Here is a 15284-nt window from a genome sequence, read left to right as displayed (position 1 = left end):
GAATGATTTGTATCAATCGATTCTTTAAAAATTGTTCCACCTGACAGGAGATCCCTCACCCTCGCTGCGCTCGGGTTCGGGATGACGTGGGGAGTTACAGAAAAAGTAAAATTTAATTCTTTGTATTTTTCATGGATTTTTTTATCCCATAAACCCAAGTTCAACAATACGTTATTATGATGTAATTGACCAAAAGCGTTATAACTGGTTGAATCAGTTTTTTTAATTAATTTGCTTTATAAGCAGTCTAGTTAATGATGTCTCATTAAGAAACCAATTTACCCGACCGCATGTCTATAACTTGGAGTTTCTTCATTCATTTCGATCGAGTAGTTATGCAACGGATACGATAAGTGTAAACTAATTTATTCAAGAAAAAGTCACAAATCATTTAGCACAATATGAATACAATCTTTCGTTTATCCGACTTTTATGATAGAACACTGCTTTCGAAGAGTTCATGAGGTTTTTATTGTGTCGATTAAATCAGATAGATGGATAGAAAAAATGGCGCTTGAACATGGAATGATATCTCCATTTCAACCAGGGCAAGTACGTGAAAATGAAAATGGAAGAATTATTTCGTATGGCGTTTCAAGCTATGGATATGACGTTCGATGTGCGAATGAATTTAAAATCTTCACCAATATAAATTCTGCGATCGTAGATCCGAAGGCTTTTGATGAAAATAGTTTTGTCGACGTACAGTCTGATGTATGTATTATTCCCCCCAACTCGTTTGCATTAGCAAGAACAGTAGAATATTTTCGAATTCCACGAAATATCCTGACTATTTGCCTTGGCAAGTCGACTTATGCACGTTGTGGGATTATTGTGAATGTGACACCTCTGGAGCCAGAGTGGGAAGGTCATGTGACTCTGGAGTTTTCAAACACTACTACATTACCTGCTAAGATTTATGCGCATGAGGGGGTGGCACAAATGCTGTTCCTGGAGGCCTCTGAAGTTTGCGCTGTTTCATATCGTGATCGCGGCGGTAAATATCAAGGACAAACAGGGGTTACTTTACCTCGCACGTAATTTAGCGAATAAACGATAAATGGTGTAGTCCGATCGCCAGATAAAGAAAAGCTGTCATTCTTGCGAAGGCGGGAACCTATTTCTCGTAAGGCACAGCGCTCCTAGAAGAATAAATTCCCGCCTTCGCGGGAATGACAAAAAATCATTAAATTAATCAAGCTTTTCCCCTCATGGATTTGGATACAAAGCTTCCTGGGGCAATGCTCAGGCTAATAATAGTGATAAAACAAGCGTACCTTATTCTTCATCGGGCAATTCATATTTATCACGCGATGCATCAACACGCTCACGTAACTCTTTTCCCGGTTTAAAGTGCGGACTATATTTTGCTTTAGTCACTACTTTTTCACCCGTTTTGGGATTATGGGCATTACGTGGCGGTCTGTAATGAAGTGAAAAACTGCCGAATCCCCGTATTTCTATTCTTTGATTTTTAATGAGTGCTTCACTCATTAATTCCAATATTCTATTTATGCCATCAGCCACTTGCTTTTCAGTAAGATGCGTCATTCGAGCAGCGATGTGTTCAATGAGTTCCGATTTGATCATACCCACCTCGTGTTGTCGCGTGTATCAAAGTCTGCAACCAATACAGATTAGGTGCTGACAATTGTCCCTTGTTTTATAAGTATAGACTGGGAAAAAAATTATTCAATATTTTCAAGACGGTTAGTCAAAAGTTGTTTTTCGTGTATGAATATAGGCGAAAACGACGCCCCAGCTCATTTGAACTTTGGTACGTGCTGTCACTATAAAATGAGGACAAGATAATGTTTTGCTGGTTGTAATTACTGTATTCAGATGCGGTAGCTTATCCAGTTTAACGCACAGGCTTTCCCATATTGGACCAAAAAAGGCAGTGGAATTAATAAATACAAGCGTTGCATCACTTAGATTCGCTTCAAGAAAATCACCTAGAATAAACTGAATCTTTTTTGCTTTTGCGGTATAGTTCTTCATTGCTGCCAATTGCTCGACACGTTTGCATGCATCGAAGTAGAGTTCGGGAAATAACTCTACTCCAGCACTCTTGCGGACGGGGAAAACCATACTGCAGGCTAATACTGCTTTGCCAACACCCGAGCCCAAGTCATAGAATATGGTGTTTTCATCCGGGTTGGTTAAGGACAGCAGCGCGATAAATGATAAAAACTCAATTTCTCCATAAGCATACTCCATTGCATCATGGTTCTGGCGAGCATTCTGAGAAAGCAGAAAGCCGTTGGCATCCGTATAAATTTGGCGAAACACTTGGGCGTGCTCTTGCAGATTTAATGATTTTTGCCAACGGTTCACATTTCTTTGTTTCCTTTTGCACCTTAAATGAAGAAGCAACGTTAAGAGCACAAGGAGCAAACAAACAAAATAAAATATCGAGTGGCTCAAGAGTAAATCCTTAATTAAATATGCAGCTAATTTTAGCTGTAGCTCCGGAACCTTAGAGAATAATACCATTATATCTTATTAGAATGTTGAGCGGCTATCTGTTTCCAACGTAAGAGTAAGTAAGGTGTTTAGATGATTTGTCTTTGTCCTTTTTGTTTAAATTTAATTGTTTTAAGGAGGGGAGTACCAGTTTACACTCATTATCTCGATCTTTTAATGCATTTTCTCTCATTAACCCCATATAATCATGATGTATAAAAACAGATAAACTCTGTCTTATTGCAGCATAATCGAGTAAAATTTCTTCATGTAGTATAGAATTATAGTGTTAAGTATTATTTTTGTTACATGGTTCTGTATCTAGAACGAGAGTAGCTGTAAATTTATGACTTATGATGTTTATAGTTAATATTTCCTTAATTTTGATTCATTAGAATGAAGTTATATTGAGGGGTAGGAGAGCATTATGTCTGGTTTTTTTAGTAATCGAGCATATGTACATCATGAACCTAGGCCACGCGCAGAATACAATTTTATCAGCGTTGGTAATGAACAATTTCATGCTGTTGCTGTAGCACTGATCGATTCCTTACAAAGCATTTCCCAGCGAGGCAATGATGCTACCTTGAAAAAAATTTTGGAGCGTTTTTATCTTCATTTCCCAAAATATATTAGTAATCAGCCTTATTTAACACTTTCAGAACGTATGGGTATGTTACTCAATACTTCTCGCAAGTCAGAGTTAGTGGAATGTATGGCTTATGTGCTACGCCAGCTTGCAGTGGATGAGATCTATACTCATCCATTAATGTATCGTGAAGTATTTGATGGGTTAAGTGCCGACACGCCGAAAAGTTATTTGCGTGATCCAGAGGTCGAATTGCCATCAAGTGCTTTAAAGGCCTTGGCTCAAGTGCTGGGGATTAGTATTACGCTATCTTTTAAAGAACTTGGAAAGGAACTGAGAAAAAGAGATGTATATGATGGAGAAGCATGATGTCTAATAAAATAAATTTAGTTATTCAAGTTCAAGGGGATCAGTATTTCCCCGCTGTAAAGCATAAAGCAGATTTTGCATATGTTGGTCAATTAGCCATTAATGCTCCCAAACCTGTTGAAAATACAAAAGAGCAGGGAGAAACTCTAAGCGATATTATGGCGCTGATTGCAGAAGACAATAAACAGCTATTGCAGTCTTATGAACAATGGCGCAAGACTATTTTAAGTATGGTTGTTGCTGGCGAATTAACCCGTGAACAATTAATGGGACTCTATATTACCTTTTTACCTGCGCAAGCGAACAATACAGTAGCGGCTGCTCTTGAGCAATCAAACCGCAAACCTGTTATTGCAGGTGTTCCCCAAGAGCGAGAACAACAAACGATTGAACTGCTAGCAAATGCCTTATCGAGTTGGATTAGTACCAAACAAGTTGAGCCTGATAGTTTATTTGATCAAATTGAAAATCAGTCTACTGTTACGTTGAGATAAATTGTTGAGTATAGCGAAGCAGAATCTGGTTTACATACACTACATTCCCTCTTCTGCTTCTAGCTAAGTGTTAACAATTCACCGAACTGCTTCATTTTGATATATCTTGCGCGAAAATAACATTTCACAAGCCTCACATACTGTGCTGTATGCAACGTTTCCTCAGCATCATTTTCGCGCAACCTACGCTAAAGGCCAACCGTCCCCCAACACCCTTAAGTTACCTTCTAGGTTTGTGATATCACATATATCCGTGCTCTTTCATCCATTCATCATTAGCAAATTTAGACATATAATTACGAATTGAGTCAGGCAAAATAACCAGGCATTTTTGACCTTTACTTAAGGATTTTGCAGCCTGTAGAGCCGCCGACATTGCCGCGCCAGAAGAACCTCCTACCAGTAAGCCTTCTTCCCGAATTAAATCTCTTGCTGTTCGGAATGAATCCCGATCATTTGTTTTAATGTACTTATCAATTAAACTATTATCTAAAACTTGTGGGAAGAAATCATAACCTATCCCTTCTACGTCATAAGATTTAATTTCAGTGCCACCACCAAGAATTGAACCTTCGGGATCAGCACCAATGATCTGAATCTCTGGATTATATTCTTTAAGTCGTTTTGCAATACCGGTAATAGTACCTCCAGTGCCAACTCCCGCAACAACCATATGCAAGTCTTTGCCAAAATCATCAATAATTTCTTGGGCGGTACCATGATAGTGGGCATTAGGATTATTGGGATTGGCATACTGATCCAGGATATAAGAATTAGGAATTTCTGCTTGCAGCCTTTTCGCTAACGAAATATGGCTTTCCGGATCGTCGTAAGCCGCTTCTGTTGGGGTACGATAAATCTTTGCCCCCAAGCGCTCAAGCACAGACTGTTTTTCCTGGCTCATTTTTTCGGGCATAGTGATGATTACTTTGTAGCCTAGAACAGCGCCTGCTAACGCGATACCTATTCCTGTATTCCCGGAGGTAGGCTCAATGAGCGTATAACCAGGTTTGATATGGCCATCTCGCTCTGCATGAATAACCATTTCATACCCAATACGATCCTTAACAGAGCCGCCTGGATTAAAAAACTCACATTTTGCATACAGTTCGCAATCGAGAGCACCGCCTAGGCGATTAATTTTTACCACAGGGGTTTGTCCAATGGTGGCAAGTATATTGGGATAAATCATATTAAGTCCTTTATTCAGAGTGATTTGATTTTGATTATATGGTTTTTAAGCGAAAAAAAAAATTCTTGATGGATTTGGGTGGTGATTTTAACTTTTTTAATTTATATTTACTTTTCGAACCAACAAAGCAGGGAGCTAAATATGATAAATTTAAAGTCATTTAAGTGGGGTTTGGGTATTGCTTTAACTTTGGGATTGTGTGCTTGCATGGATATGCAGCGTTCAGAGCAAATGAATACCCAAGGCTATGAACAAATGAATACTCAGAACAAGCAACAAACAATGAATAAGCCTAAAGCGCAAAAGACCTACGCCTCAAAAGATCCTACTCAAAAAGCAACTCCAGGGCCTAAACGCAATGCTGCGCCACAAATTCCTGTAATACAATAATGTTGTGCGTCTAAGCCAGCTTTCCCGCTGTGAAAGCGGGAAAGTAATGTTCTATCTTTTAAAACGTACAGCTTCATCATCTCTGGCTATACGGTCCTGTTCCTGCTCTTTCTTTATTTCCATTAAATCCAGCCCATCTTTAATCATTTCGTTTCGCACAGATTGTCGAGAACCATAATCCCCAAAGAAACTCATTTTTTTCTTACCAGCTTTTTCAATGCCGCGATGAGATGTTCTTGCGTTTTTATGATCCGGCGTTATCGTTTGAACGGGACGAATAATTCTTTTTTCTTTCATACTTAAACCTTATTTTCCTATAGATTTTTAATAAGTCGTCCCTGTATTTTAAGAAGCTAAATCCATTTTTGCTTCGAATAAGTTAATGATTTTAATGAGGCATGATTATATACATAAAAGGTACATACCCCAAATTAGCAGAGCAACTATGCAATCGATTCACCTAGGTTTTTCAAGCGAAAAGAACTACTCGGGTGCAATCATTTTTTCTGGTCTGACTAATTCCGCAAAACGTTCTGCTGTTAAAATACCAAGTTTCACTGCTGCTTCTTGCAAGGAAGAATTGTCTTGATGCGCAGTTTTAGCAATTTTAGCTGCTTTGTCATAGCCTATGTGTTGATTGAGGGCTGTGACGAGCATTAAGGAATGATGAAGGTAATAGTCAATAACCTTGCGATTGGCTTCGATCCCTTCGGCACAAAACTCTTGGAATGAATGGCACGTATCAGCCAGCAAGTTTAGTGAATGAAGTACATTAAAAATGATCACGGGTTTAAATACATTAAGCTCAAAATTACCTTGGCTGTCGGCTATACCCACAGTTGCATCATTTCCCAGAACTTGTGCACAAACCATAGTCATGGCTTCACATTGAGTAGGATTGACTTTCCCAGGCATAATCGATGATCCAGGTTCGTTTTCTGGGATAACTAACTCACCAATACCACAACGTGGACCAGATGCTAACCAGCGAATGTCATTTGCAATTTTCATCAAGGCGCAAGCCAGTGTTTTCATCGCACCGTGAGCATTAACTAATGGTTCATGAGACGCCAGAGCCGCAAATTTATTATCTGCACTAACAAATGGTAATTGGGTAATTTGCGCGATATGTTGTGCTACTTTGGTTGCAAATTGAGGATGGGTGTTTAACCCTGTTCCTACCGCAGTTCCGCCGGCAGCTAATTCATATAATTCGGGCAATACACCTTCAAGTCGATGGAGGCAGGCATCAAGTTGGGCAACATAACCAGAAAATTCCTGTCCTAACGTAATTGGAACCGCATCTTGTAAATGAGTGCGACCTATTTTGACTATATCCTTGAATGCGACCATTTTGGCTGCGAATGCATCACGTAAGTTTTTTACTGCAGGGATAAGTTTCTTGTTGAAGGCAATAGCAGCCGCAATATGCATCGCGGTTGGAAATGTATCATTTGAAGACTGAGACATATTCACATGATCGTTAGGGTGAACGGGTGATTTACTCCCCATGGTTCCACCAGCCAATTCAATTGCACGATTTGAGATGACTTCATTGGCATTCATATTAGATTGGGTACCGCTTCCTGTTTGCCATACATGTAAAGGAAAATGATCGTCTAACATTCCTTTGCTGACTTCATCGGCAGCTTGAATAATTAAATCAGCTTTGTCTTTAGGTAATTTACCTAAATCCAGGTTGGTTAATGCAGCAGCCTTTTTTAAGATACCAAAGGCATGGGTGACTTCGCGCGGCATAATGTCCTTGCCTATATTAAAGTGATGTAATGATCGCTCAGTCTGGGCTCCCCAATACTTATCGGAAGGAACAGCAATTTCACCCATGCTGTCAGATTCTATGCGTGTTGTGCTCATGGTTTTTAATTTCCTTAACGCGTTTAGTGAAATAAAAAATTCTATCACAAGGGGCAAAAATAAGTAATTTTTGTTATAGTATTGGCAATTATAGATGCGCAGCCGGATGCAAAGATGCGGAAACTCGGCTACGTAAGAGAACTAATAAACACATGAGAGCAGTACGCATTTATCAATCTGGAAAGTACCATCCAGGTCAGCTTTTGGAATTATCTCCTGAAGCCAGTCAGCATGTTGGTGTTGTTTTGCGCATGCAGGCCGGTGAGCACCTTACTTTATTTTGTGGTGATGATCACGAGTTTGCTGCAACCATAGAATCAGTGAAGAAAAAGCAGGTTACTGTACTTATTCATTCGAGTAAACAGGTTAGCCGAGAGTCGCCATTAGCTATCCATTTAGCACAAGCCATGTCCAAGGGCGAGCGTATGGAATTTGTAATGCAAAAGGCAGTTGAACTCGGTGTAGCAAGCATTACTCCTCTTATTACAGAGCGTTGTGTCGTCAAGCTGGATAAGGAACGAATGGCAAAAAAACTGCACCAGTGGCAGGCGATTGTCATTGCTGCCTGTGAACAATCGGGGCGTAATACAGTTCCCATGGTACATACTCCCATACCCCTAGAGGACTATATGCATACGGCTCAAGCTGAATTAAAATTTATCCTGCATCCAGGTGAAAATAAAAACTGGAGTGATTATACAATTGGCTCGTCTGCGATTGATTTGCTTATTGGTCCTGAAGGAGGGCTAAGTGAGCATGAAGTTCAATTTGCTTGTAAGCATGGGTTTCTGCCTTTATCCTTAGGCCCAAGAATTTTACGAACGGAAACCGCTGCGATTAGCGCGCTAAGTGTGTTGCAAGCCGTAGGTGGTGATCTATAATAGAACTTGTGACCAGTTTCTCCTGCTGCAAAAATCACGAAGAACTGTGTGCTTGAGTGCAGGTTGAATAACAAATCTTTTGCCTGTGTTAAAGAAATATGAGTCGATTCAGAAGATTTTTTCATTCAAACAATGCCAAATATCGGTGACACAGAAGGATATTTGGCAATTAACGAATTTTAAACAACAGAGGTTGAACATGAGTGATCTTATTAAAACGATAACAGATGCAAGCTTCGAACACGATGTAATCCATGCAAATAAGCCTGTATTAGTTGACTTTTGGGCTGAATGGTGTGGTCCATGTCGTGCATTGACACCTATATTGGAAGAAGTGGCTGCTACTCATGGTGAGCAAGTAACTTTTGCCAAAATTAATATTGATGAACACCCACAAACTCCAGCAAAGTTTGGTGTGATGAGTATTCCTACATTGATTTTATTTAAAAATGGCCAAGTTGAAGCGGTTAAAATGGGCTTGCTTTCAAAATCTCAATTAAGTGCTTTTGTTGAGAGTCACGTTTAATTTTTATTTTTCTATATAAAAAATGTTGTATCTTTTACTAAAGCTGTGATAGCCTGTCTGCAATATGTGATATACTATGAATATATCACATAGGCAGCAGAATCCTTAGCTGCTATTCTTAATAATATTTTTCCCGGATACCCAATTCGATTAATCAACAAATCAAGTGAGAAGTATGAATCTTAGTGAACTTAAGCAATTGCCTATTGCCGATCTTTTTAACATCGCACAAGAGATTGGTGTCGAGAATCCTTCCCGTATGCGCAAACAAGAAATTATTTTTGCCATTCTTAAGGCTCATGCCTTAAAGGGTGAAGACATCCACGGTGACGGTGTTTTAGAAGTCCTGACCGATGGATTTGGTTTCTTGCGTTCTGCCGATGGTTCTTATTTGGCAGGCCCTGATGACATTTATGTATCACCCAGCCAAATCAGACGTTTTGGTTTGCGTTCTGGCGATACGATTTCCGGTAAAATTCGTCCTCCCAAAGACAGCGAACGTTACTTTGCTTTGTTGAAAGTTGATGAAATCAATTATGATTCACCTGATAGTGCCAAAAGAAAAATTTTATTTGAAAACCTTACTCCTCTGTTTGCTACAGAGCGCCTGGTTATGGAGCAAGGAAATGGCAGTACTGAAGACTTGACCGCGCGAGTCGTTGATTTATGTGCTCCCTTTGGTCGAGGACAACGTGGTCTGATTGTTTCTCCTCCCAAAGCGGGTAAAACATTAATGTTGCAAAACATTGCGCGTTCTATAGAAAAAAACTACCCAGAATGTTACCTCATTGTCTTGCTGATTGATGAGCGTCCTGAGGAAGTAACCGAAATGCAACGCTCTGTAAAAGGTGAGGTGGTTGCCAGTACTTTTGATGAACCCGCTAACCGTCATGTTCAAGTTGCTGAAATGGTGATTGAAAAAGCCAAGCGCCTGGTTGAACACAAACGTGATGTCGTTATTTTACTTGACTCAATTACTCGTTTAGCTCGTGCGTACAACACAGTGATTCCTTCTTCTGGTAAGGTATTGACTGGTGGTGTTGATGCGAATGCATTGCAAAGACCCAAACGTTTATATGGTGCGGCACGTAATATCGAAGAAGGTGGTAGCCTGACTATTATTGCTACGGCGCTGGTGGATACAGGTTCTAAAATGGATGAGGTGATTTACGAAGAATTCAAGGGAACCGGTAACATGGAAATTCACTTGAGTCGTAATATTGCTGAACGTCGTGTTTTCCCTGCAATTAATATTAACCGCTCAGGTACACGTCGTGAAGATCTATTATTAAGTCCAGAAGATCTGCAACGTACCTGGATATTGCGTAAAATTCTGCAATCTATGGATGAGTGCGATGCGATTGAGTTCTTGCTTGAGCGCATGAAAAATCATAAAACCAATGCTGAATTCTTTGATGCAATGAAACGTCAAGAGTAGCATCTGTTATAAAAATTGTAGCCTGGGTGAAAGCGGAGCCGTAACCCGGGAATGTTTAATTCTTTTCAAAACTGTCACGTGCAACAATAAATCAGATAAAAACTGAGTCATCAAAGCAGTTTTGAGCTTGAAACGAAGGTTTATTTTTTAGTTTTTGCCATAAACTTTCTCCGGGTTACAGCTGTCCTTACTGCCATTAAGTTAATGGACTAAATGTTTTAGGTCTTGCGGCTTGTCCAGAGGATAAGTCAATGGCAGAGCAGTTACGCCTTTACCCAGGCTACTCTAGGGGATAATTAATGAAATACTCTGATCTAAGAGATTTTATTGCACAATTGGAATCACGTAATTTATTAAAACGCATTACTTACCCTGTATCGCCGAATCTTGAAATGACTGCCGTTAGTGATCGGGTGCTTCGTTCTGGCGGCCCAGCTCTTCTCTTTACTAACCTCCCACACCATCAAATGCCGGTTTTAACCAATTTGTTTGGAACCGTTGAGCGTGTGGCGATGGGAATGGGGGAAGACAATATTAGTGCATTGAGAGAAGTCGGCAAATTATTGGCTGCTCTAAAAGAACCCGATCCTCCCAAAGGATTTAAGGATGCATTTAATAAACTTCCGTTATTAAAACAGGCATTAAATATGGCGCCCAAATATGTCAGTGGTGCAGAATGCCAAACTCATGTCTGGGAAAAAGATGAGGTCGATCTTACTTCCTTACCTATCCAAACGTGCTGGCCTAAAGATGCGGCACCCCTGATAACTTGGGGGCTCGTAACTACCAAAGGACCTCACCAAACACGTGAAAATATGGGCATTTATCGACAGCAATTATTGAATAAAAATCAATTGATCATGCGTTGGTTATCCCATCGAGGAGGAGCCTTGGACTACCTGGCATGGCAACAGGCTTATCCGGGAGAACGTTTTCCAGTTTCCGTGACTTTAGGTGCCGATCCTGCAACGATACTTGCCGCAGTAACACCTGTACCTGATACTTTGTCTGAGTACGCTTTTGCTGGATTATTACGTGGCCAACGTACTCGATTAACACGGTGTATTGGGAATGAGCTACATGTCCCGGCTAGTGCGGAAATTGTTTTAGAAGGTTATTTAGAACCTGGAGTAGAGGCTCCTGAAGGTCCCTACGGAGATCACACCGGTTATTATAATGAAGTACAATCTTTTCCAGTGTTTACTGTGGAACGTATTACTCATCGAGATAATCCTATTTATCATAGTACCTACACTGGACGACCACCTGATGAGCCGGCTATTTTAGGGGTTGCATTGAATGAGGTATTTATTCCCTTGCTACAAAAACAATTTCCGGAGATTGTTGATTTTTATTTGCCACCGGAGGGATGTTCTTATCGTTTGGCTGTAGTCACAATGAAGAAGCAGTATCCTGGGCATGCGAAGCGGATTATGATGGCGGTATGGTCGTTTTTAAGACAGTTCATGTATACCAAATTTGTAATTGTTTGTGATGATGATATTGATGCACGCAATTGGCAGGATGTGATTTGGGCAATGACTACGCGTATGGATCCTGCACGAGATACTGTTATGATGGAAAATACACCGATTGATTATTTGGATTTTGCGTCGCCTATTTCTGGTTTGGGTTCAAAAATAGGAATGGATGCGACGAATAAATGGCCAGGTGAGACTCAAAGAGAATGGGGTGAGCCTATTGTGATGGACGAAGAGATATTAAAAAAGGTCAATGGTTATTGGCCTTCTCTGGGGTTAGATGAATGAAGGAAAAAACAATTAAAGCGCTTGTAGAGGATATTTCTCCGTTAACAGACAGCATTATGCGTTTGCTTTTAACTCCTGAAAAATATGTAGCTTATCAGGCGGGACAATATCTGCAGATACTCTTTGGTGAAGAAGCGTTTAGTTATTCCATTGCTAATGCTCCATTGGGATCCCATAAATATGAGCTTCACATTCGCCATAGTTTGGATAATCCTTACAACCAACGATTATTTGCGCATATAAAACAGCATGGTTCGGTAAACATCCGCTTACCTTTTGGCGAGTGTTCTATTGACCATTTGCACCCACAACGTCCGATATTGTTTATTGCTGGCGGCACCGGGTTTGCGCCTGTAAAAGCGATGATCGAGCAGTTATTATCTACTTCCGATACTCGGCCTTTTGAGTTATTTTGGGGTGCTCGTTTGCAAAGTGATTTATACATGGATGAGAAAGTAACGAGCTGGCAGGCACATGTTAGCCATTTTACTTATGTTTCTTCAGTCTCAGAAGACAACGCGGTGCCTCTGGTTTCTCTTGTACTTGCAAACCATCCGCAGGATCTCGGCGAATGGCAAATAGTCATTAGCGGTCCTTTTGATATGGTATATAGTACACGTGATGCATTAGTACATAGTGGTATTTCACCTGACCGCTTATTTTCAGATGCATTTAGTTTTGAAGCAAAATAAGGAAGAGTTTTATGGAGACTTTATATCAAATTCTAGGTCTTATTGGCGCCGGAATGATCCTTTTTATTTTATACCGGACGATAAAAGGAAGTCCTGAACAATTTAGCAAGGAAAATCTAAATAAAAGTTTTTATACGATGGGTATTTTGGCGCTTGTTTTAATTGGTTTTATAGCGCTCTTGGTTTTAATTTTAAAAAACACCTAGAAACACATAGCCAAAGTGGAACTCCTGGGGCTTTATTACAATGTTCATACCCCTACAGGAGATCCCTCACTGACGTTCGGGATGCTCTCTTCTTGTGAATCGCTCGCCTGCCTTGCTGCACCGAAGACCAATGAGTACTAATGTGAGGGATTTGCATTCCTATAACGACCCTCCATTTCTTTTAAATAACATCCAATATGTGGATTATTAATTGGCATTTTGCTTGTATCTGCAATCAGCATACACTCTTCAACATATGTAATTTGACTGCTGTCATCAACTAATAATCGATACCAGGGGTTTCGAGTGGCAAATTCGCGTTTAGGTGCTTGTGGATTATAACGTCCGGAGGCCTGAAATAAGGGGTCTACATCCACTACAATTGCTCTGTAGCGGCTGTTTTTGTGAATCACTAAATCTCCAATGTTGAATTGCGCAATTTTATTCATATAAGCCTCTTTGTTGGGCGTCTTGAATAATATATCGGTAAAAATTATAGAAGCTTAATAGTGTAGAGTAAGTGAAAAAGCATATTACACATATAAAATTGAATTTTAATTGACGGTAACCATCTAAGCCTGGCATAAAGCACAGCTCAGCCCGGGTAACTCAGTATGGAATAACGAAGTCCCGGGCTATGGTAATAGCACTAAAGGTTATATGCTTTTTGTATTGTATTAGCCGCCTGCTAAAAATCTACCCAGATTTTCTAAGGCTACATCAATAGGGGCTTCTATTTCTTTTTGTTCTTCAGTTTTATCAAAGAATAAAGAGGCTCTTCCAGATGTTGCTTTTGAACAGATCAATTTACCTAGTGTAATGACGCTAAGCAGCAGATTGAGTATGGTGTCTGACCATGATGTGTGTCCACTCATGAGGTCATCATGACTATGTAATCGTGCTTTAATGTTCATTTTAAATTTTTGATAGGATTTATTTTCTGGCAGCTGTTCCGAATTTTGCCAGACAAATTGATTGACATCTTTTTTAAGCGCTTCAATAAGCTGATTAATTACTTCCTGCTCACGCTTGGGTAATGTTTTTGCATAAGCGTTTATTCCCTCAATTTTGTTATATATGTTTTTCATTCTTACAGCATATTCTTTATACTTGCCTTTTTTGGCTTCAAAGGATGAAAGTACTCCCTTGGCCTTTGCGGGGAGATCTTCTATCTCTACCGGTTTGGACTCAGCCTCTATCAGCTTAACTACAATCCGGTTAAGAGTAGCTTGCATTTTGATGCCGTGGAAATTGCTTATTTGAGCGGTAATGGTATTAAGTAGTTCATTACTATTGCCAGAATCTACATATTTTTTTAATAACCCGTCTTTTGCATTAACAATCTTGTCAATAAATTGTTCGCGAGTTTTTTTATCTCCAGGAAGAAAAAAATCTTTAGTAGAATAATGTTGTTTTCGACCATCGATATACTCGATGAGCAGCTTTTTAAGTTCGAGGGCGAGTGTTCCCCGTTCCTTTTTTTCTTGCTCCGCCTTTTGTCTTAGGCGCTCTCTTTGGTTTGCTTGTTCTTGTCGTTGTTGTTCTCGTCTTTCTCTCTCTTGTTCTTGTTTTTTTTGCTCTTGTTGATCAAGTTCTTCAATTTGTCGCTCTAGTTCTTCTGCTTGAGCTGTAAGTTCTTTAACTGTAACTGTTTCTATCTGTCTTATTTGTTCAGCTAGTAGAACAACTTCTTCGGAAAGTTTATCGTGTTCATCATAGTTTCTAACCAGTTGTATTTGAATTTGCTCCAATGTTTCTAAGGCACTAGTCAGTTCTTTTGACGTTTCCTTGTCTACCCCAAGAGCAAAAGCAACGCTTTGAATTTTTTGGGGAACAACTTTTAATAAGTTTTGTCTATCGGTTGAGTCCCTGGTCCAAGTGTATTTACGGGGATCTTCTTCAAGTATTTCCAGTAATAAGGCAAATCCACTATTTTGGGGGGCTTGGGTACTTGTAATACCTGATTTATTAGTAAGATCTGCAAGGGTATTTTTGTTATAACCTGCTTTTAGATGCTCGAGCACTTGTTCCAATAAGTCATTTAACTTTTTTGATTTTTCGAGGAGTTCTTCATTGTGTTGTTTTTCCTTGCTGAGGGTGCTTAGTTGTTCTTGGATATAATCCAAGACTGCTTGTTTCTCTTCTGGATCTAAATGTACTGGGTCAGGGTTAATTTTAGCTGTATTTAAAGCGGAAGGTACTTCATTTTCTATGATTACCTTATTTTTTTGATTAAATGTTTCTACAGCTTTTTCTTTTTCAGTTTTCATTTGCTGTAAATGCAAAATTATTTCTTTTTGTTCGTCAATTTTAATTTTTTTATCTTGATACTGACGACTTAGCTCTTCTTTACTGTTCATTTCTTACATCTCACATCTAAATGATTAAATCGGGTGC

Annotated in this window: 17 protein-coding genes; 10 read left to right on the top strand and 7 right to left on the bottom strand. The window is 39.6% G+C overall.

All coding sequences use genetic code 11. The annotated features are described in order from the left end of the window. Nucleotides 1-474: 474 nt before the first annotated feature. Complete coding sequence (gene dcd, locus BW930_RS14275; RefSeq protein ID WP_058468610.1) at nucleotides 475-1041, top strand: dCTP deaminase; 567 nt, start codon at nucleotides 475-477, stop codon at nucleotides 1039-1041. A gap of 237 nt (nucleotides 1042-1278) precedes the next feature. Here dcd and BW930_RS14270 read toward each other — a convergent pair whose 3' ends face one another. Both BW930_RS14270 and BW930_RS14265 read right to left on the bottom strand, forming a co-directional pair. Continuing rightward, on the bottom strand, nucleotides 1279-1590 hold the full coding sequence (locus BW930_RS14270; RefSeq protein WP_058468609.1) for an integration host factor subunit beta: 312 nt from the start codon (nucleotides 1588-1590) through the stop codon (nucleotides 1279-1281). Nucleotides 1591-1710: 120 nt separating this feature from the next. Beyond that, nucleotides 1711-2442 carry a class I SAM-dependent methyltransferase gene (locus tag BW930_RS14265; protein WP_162263004.1) on the bottom strand — a complete coding sequence of 244 codons (732 nt, stop codon included), beginning with the start codon at nucleotides 2440-2442 and terminating at the stop codon, nucleotides 1711-1713. A 451-nt stretch (nucleotides 2443-2893) separates the two neighbouring features. Here BW930_RS14265 and BW930_RS17000 point away from each other — a divergent pair, with 451 nt between their 5' ends. Both BW930_RS17000 and BW930_RS16995 read left to right on the top strand, forming a co-directional pair. Next, nucleotides 2894-3424: a hypothetical protein gene (locus tag BW930_RS17000; RefSeq protein WP_058468607.1), complete on the top strand. Its 531-nt coding sequence runs from the start codon at nucleotides 2894-2896 to the stop codon at nucleotides 3422-3424. Beyond that, the gene (locus tag BW930_RS16995) at nucleotides 3421-3918 is read left to right on the top strand and encodes a hypothetical protein (RefSeq protein ID WP_238587884.1); all 498 of its coding nucleotides are present in this window, start codon (nucleotides 3421-3423) and stop codon (nucleotides 3916-3918) included. Before BW930_RS17000 ends, BW930_RS16995 begins: the two co-directional genes overlap by 4 nt. A 241-nt stretch (nucleotides 3919-4159) precedes the next feature. Here the strand turns inward: BW930_RS16995 and BW930_RS14250 are convergent, their stop codons facing one another. Further along, entirely contained in the window at nucleotides 4160-5110 is a 951-nt protein-coding gene (locus tag BW930_RS14250) for a pyridoxal-phosphate dependent enzyme (RefSeq protein WP_058468605.1), read from the bottom strand. A 141-nt stretch (nucleotides 5111-5251) separates the two neighbouring features. On the opposite strand from BW930_RS14250, the gene BW930_RS14245 reads away from it, so the two are divergent. After that, nucleotides 5252-5500, top strand: coding sequence for a hypothetical protein (locus BW930_RS14245; protein ID WP_058468604.1), 249 nt, complete (start codon nucleotides 5252-5254; stop codon nucleotides 5498-5500). Between the two features lie 51 nt (nucleotides 5501-5551). Here BW930_RS14245 and BW930_RS14240 read toward each other — a convergent pair whose 3' ends face one another. Beyond that, complete coding sequence (locus BW930_RS14240; protein ID WP_058468603.1) at nucleotides 5552-5797, bottom strand: hypothetical protein; 246 nt, start codon at nucleotides 5795-5797, stop codon at nucleotides 5552-5554. Between the two features lie 186 nt (nucleotides 5798-5983). Continuing rightward, a complete protein-coding gene (gene fumC, locus BW930_RS14235; protein WP_058468602.1) occupies nucleotides 5984-7375 on the bottom strand; it encodes a class II fumarate hydratase in 1392 nt (463 codons plus the stop codon). A 152-nt stretch (nucleotides 7376-7527) separates the two neighbouring features. Between fumC and BW930_RS14230 the strand changes: the two genes are divergently transcribed. The 6 genes from BW930_RS14230 (at nucleotide 7528) to BW930_RS14205 (ending at nucleotide 12887) form a co-directional block, all read left to right on the top strand. Continuing rightward, nucleotides 7528-8256 carry a 16S rRNA (uracil(1498)-N(3))-methyltransferase gene (locus BW930_RS14230; protein WP_058468601.1) on the top strand — a complete coding sequence of 243 codons (729 nt, stop codon included), beginning with the start codon at nucleotides 7528-7530 and terminating at the stop codon, nucleotides 8254-8256. 199 nt (nucleotides 8257-8455) lie between these two features. Then, on the top strand, nucleotides 8456-8782 hold the full coding sequence (gene trxA / locus BW930_RS14225; protein WP_058468600.1) for a thioredoxin: 327 nt from the start codon (nucleotides 8456-8458) through the stop codon (nucleotides 8780-8782). Nucleotides 8783-8957: 175 nt separating this feature from the next. Further along, entirely contained in the window at nucleotides 8958-10220 is a 1263-nt protein-coding gene (gene rho, locus BW930_RS14220; RefSeq protein WP_010652211.1) for a transcription termination factor Rho, read from the top strand. A 299-nt stretch (nucleotides 10221-10519) separates the two neighbouring features. Further along, nucleotides 10520-11989, top strand: coding sequence for a 4-hydroxy-3-polyprenylbenzoate decarboxylase (gene ubiD / locus BW930_RS14215; protein ID WP_058468599.1), 1470 nt, complete (start codon nucleotides 10520-10522; stop codon nucleotides 11987-11989). Next, the gene (locus tag BW930_RS14210; RefSeq protein WP_058468598.1) at nucleotides 11986-12681 is read left to right on the top strand and encodes an NAD(P)H-flavin reductase; all 696 of its coding nucleotides are present in this window, start codon (nucleotides 11986-11988) and stop codon (nucleotides 12679-12681) included. Before ubiD ends, BW930_RS14210 begins: the two co-directional genes overlap by 4 nt. A gap of 11 nt (nucleotides 12682-12692) precedes the next feature. Beyond that, nucleotides 12693-12887: a hypothetical protein gene (locus tag BW930_RS14205; RefSeq protein WP_058468597.1), complete on the top strand. Its 195-nt coding sequence runs from the start codon at nucleotides 12693-12695 to the stop codon at nucleotides 12885-12887. Nucleotides 12888-13024: 137 nt separating this feature from the next. On the opposite strand, the gene hspQ is transcribed toward BW930_RS14205, so the two are convergent. Both hspQ and BW930_RS14195 read right to left on the bottom strand, forming a co-directional pair. Continuing rightward, the gene (gene hspQ / locus BW930_RS14200; RefSeq protein ID WP_058468596.1) at nucleotides 13025-13336 is read right to left on the bottom strand and encodes a heat shock protein HspQ; all 312 of its coding nucleotides are present in this window, start codon (nucleotides 13334-13336) and stop codon (nucleotides 13025-13027) included. Between the two features lie 228 nt (nucleotides 13337-13564). Further along, nucleotides 13565-15247, bottom strand: a complete 1683-nt coding sequence (locus BW930_RS14195; protein ID WP_058468595.1) for a hypothetical protein — start codon at nucleotides 15245-15247, stop codon at nucleotides 13565-13567. Nucleotides 15248-15284: the final 37 nt, after the last annotated feature.

It is taken from the genome of Fluoribacter gormanii, assembly GCF_900156395.1.
GTDB lineage: Bacteria > Pseudomonadota > Gammaproteobacteria > Legionellales > Legionellaceae > Legionella > Legionella gormanii.
This window is presented reverse-complemented; position numbering and strand designations above follow the sequence as displayed.

Bases quoted from the DNA above. Each gene is read 5' to 3' on its own strand.
- BW930_RS14270 (WP_058468609.1), bottom strand. From the start codon at position 1,590: ATGATCAAATCGGAACTCATTGAACACATCGCTGCTCGAATGACGCAT.
- BW930_RS17000 (WP_058468607.1), top strand. From the start codon at position 2,894: ATGTCTGGTTTTTTTAGTAATCGAGCATATGTACATCATGAACCTAGG.
- BW930_RS16995 (WP_238587884.1), top strand. From the start codon at position 3,421: ATGATGTCTAATAAAATAAATTTAGTTATTCAAGTTCAAGGGGATCAG.
- BW930_RS14250 (WP_058468605.1), bottom strand. From the start codon at position 5,110: ATGATTTATCCCAATATACTTGCCACCATTGGACAAACCCCTGTGGTA.
- BW930_RS14245 (WP_058468604.1), top strand. From the start codon at position 5,252: ATGATAAATTTAAAGTCATTTAAGTGGGGTTTGGGTATTGCTTTAACT.
- BW930_RS14240 (WP_058468603.1), bottom strand. From the start codon at position 5,797: ATGAAAGAAAAAAGAATTATTCGTCCCGTTCAAACGATAACGCCGGAT.
- fumC (WP_058468602.1), bottom strand. From the start codon at position 7,375: ATGAGCACAACACGCATAGAATCTGACAGCATGGGTGAAATTGCTGTT.
- BW930_RS14230 (WP_058468601.1), top strand. From the start codon at position 7,528: ATGAGAGCAGTACGCATTTATCAATCTGGAAAGTACCATCCAGGTCAG.
- trxA (WP_058468600.1), top strand. From the start codon at position 8,456: ATGAGTGATCTTATTAAAACGATAACAGATGCAAGCTTCGAACACGAT.
- rho (WP_010652211.1), top strand. From the start codon at position 8,958: ATGAATCTTAGTGAACTTAAGCAATTGCCTATTGCCGATCTTTTTAAC.
- ubiD (WP_058468599.1), top strand. From the start codon at position 10,520: ATGAAATACTCTGATCTAAGAGATTTTATTGCACAATTGGAATCACGT.
- BW930_RS14210 (WP_058468598.1), top strand. From the start codon at position 11,986: ATGAAGGAAAAAACAATTAAAGCGCTTGTAGAGGATATTTCTCCGTTA.
- BW930_RS14205 (WP_058468597.1), top strand. From the start codon at position 12,693: ATGGAGACTTTATATCAAATTCTAGGTCTTATTGGCGCCGGAATGATC.
- hspQ (WP_058468596.1), bottom strand. From the start codon at position 13,336: ATGAATAAAATTGCGCAATTCAACATTGGAGATTTAGTGATTCACAAA.
- BW930_RS14195 (WP_058468595.1), bottom strand. From the start codon at position 15,247: ATGAACAGTAAAGAAGAGCTAAGTCGTCAGTATCAAGATAAAAAAATT.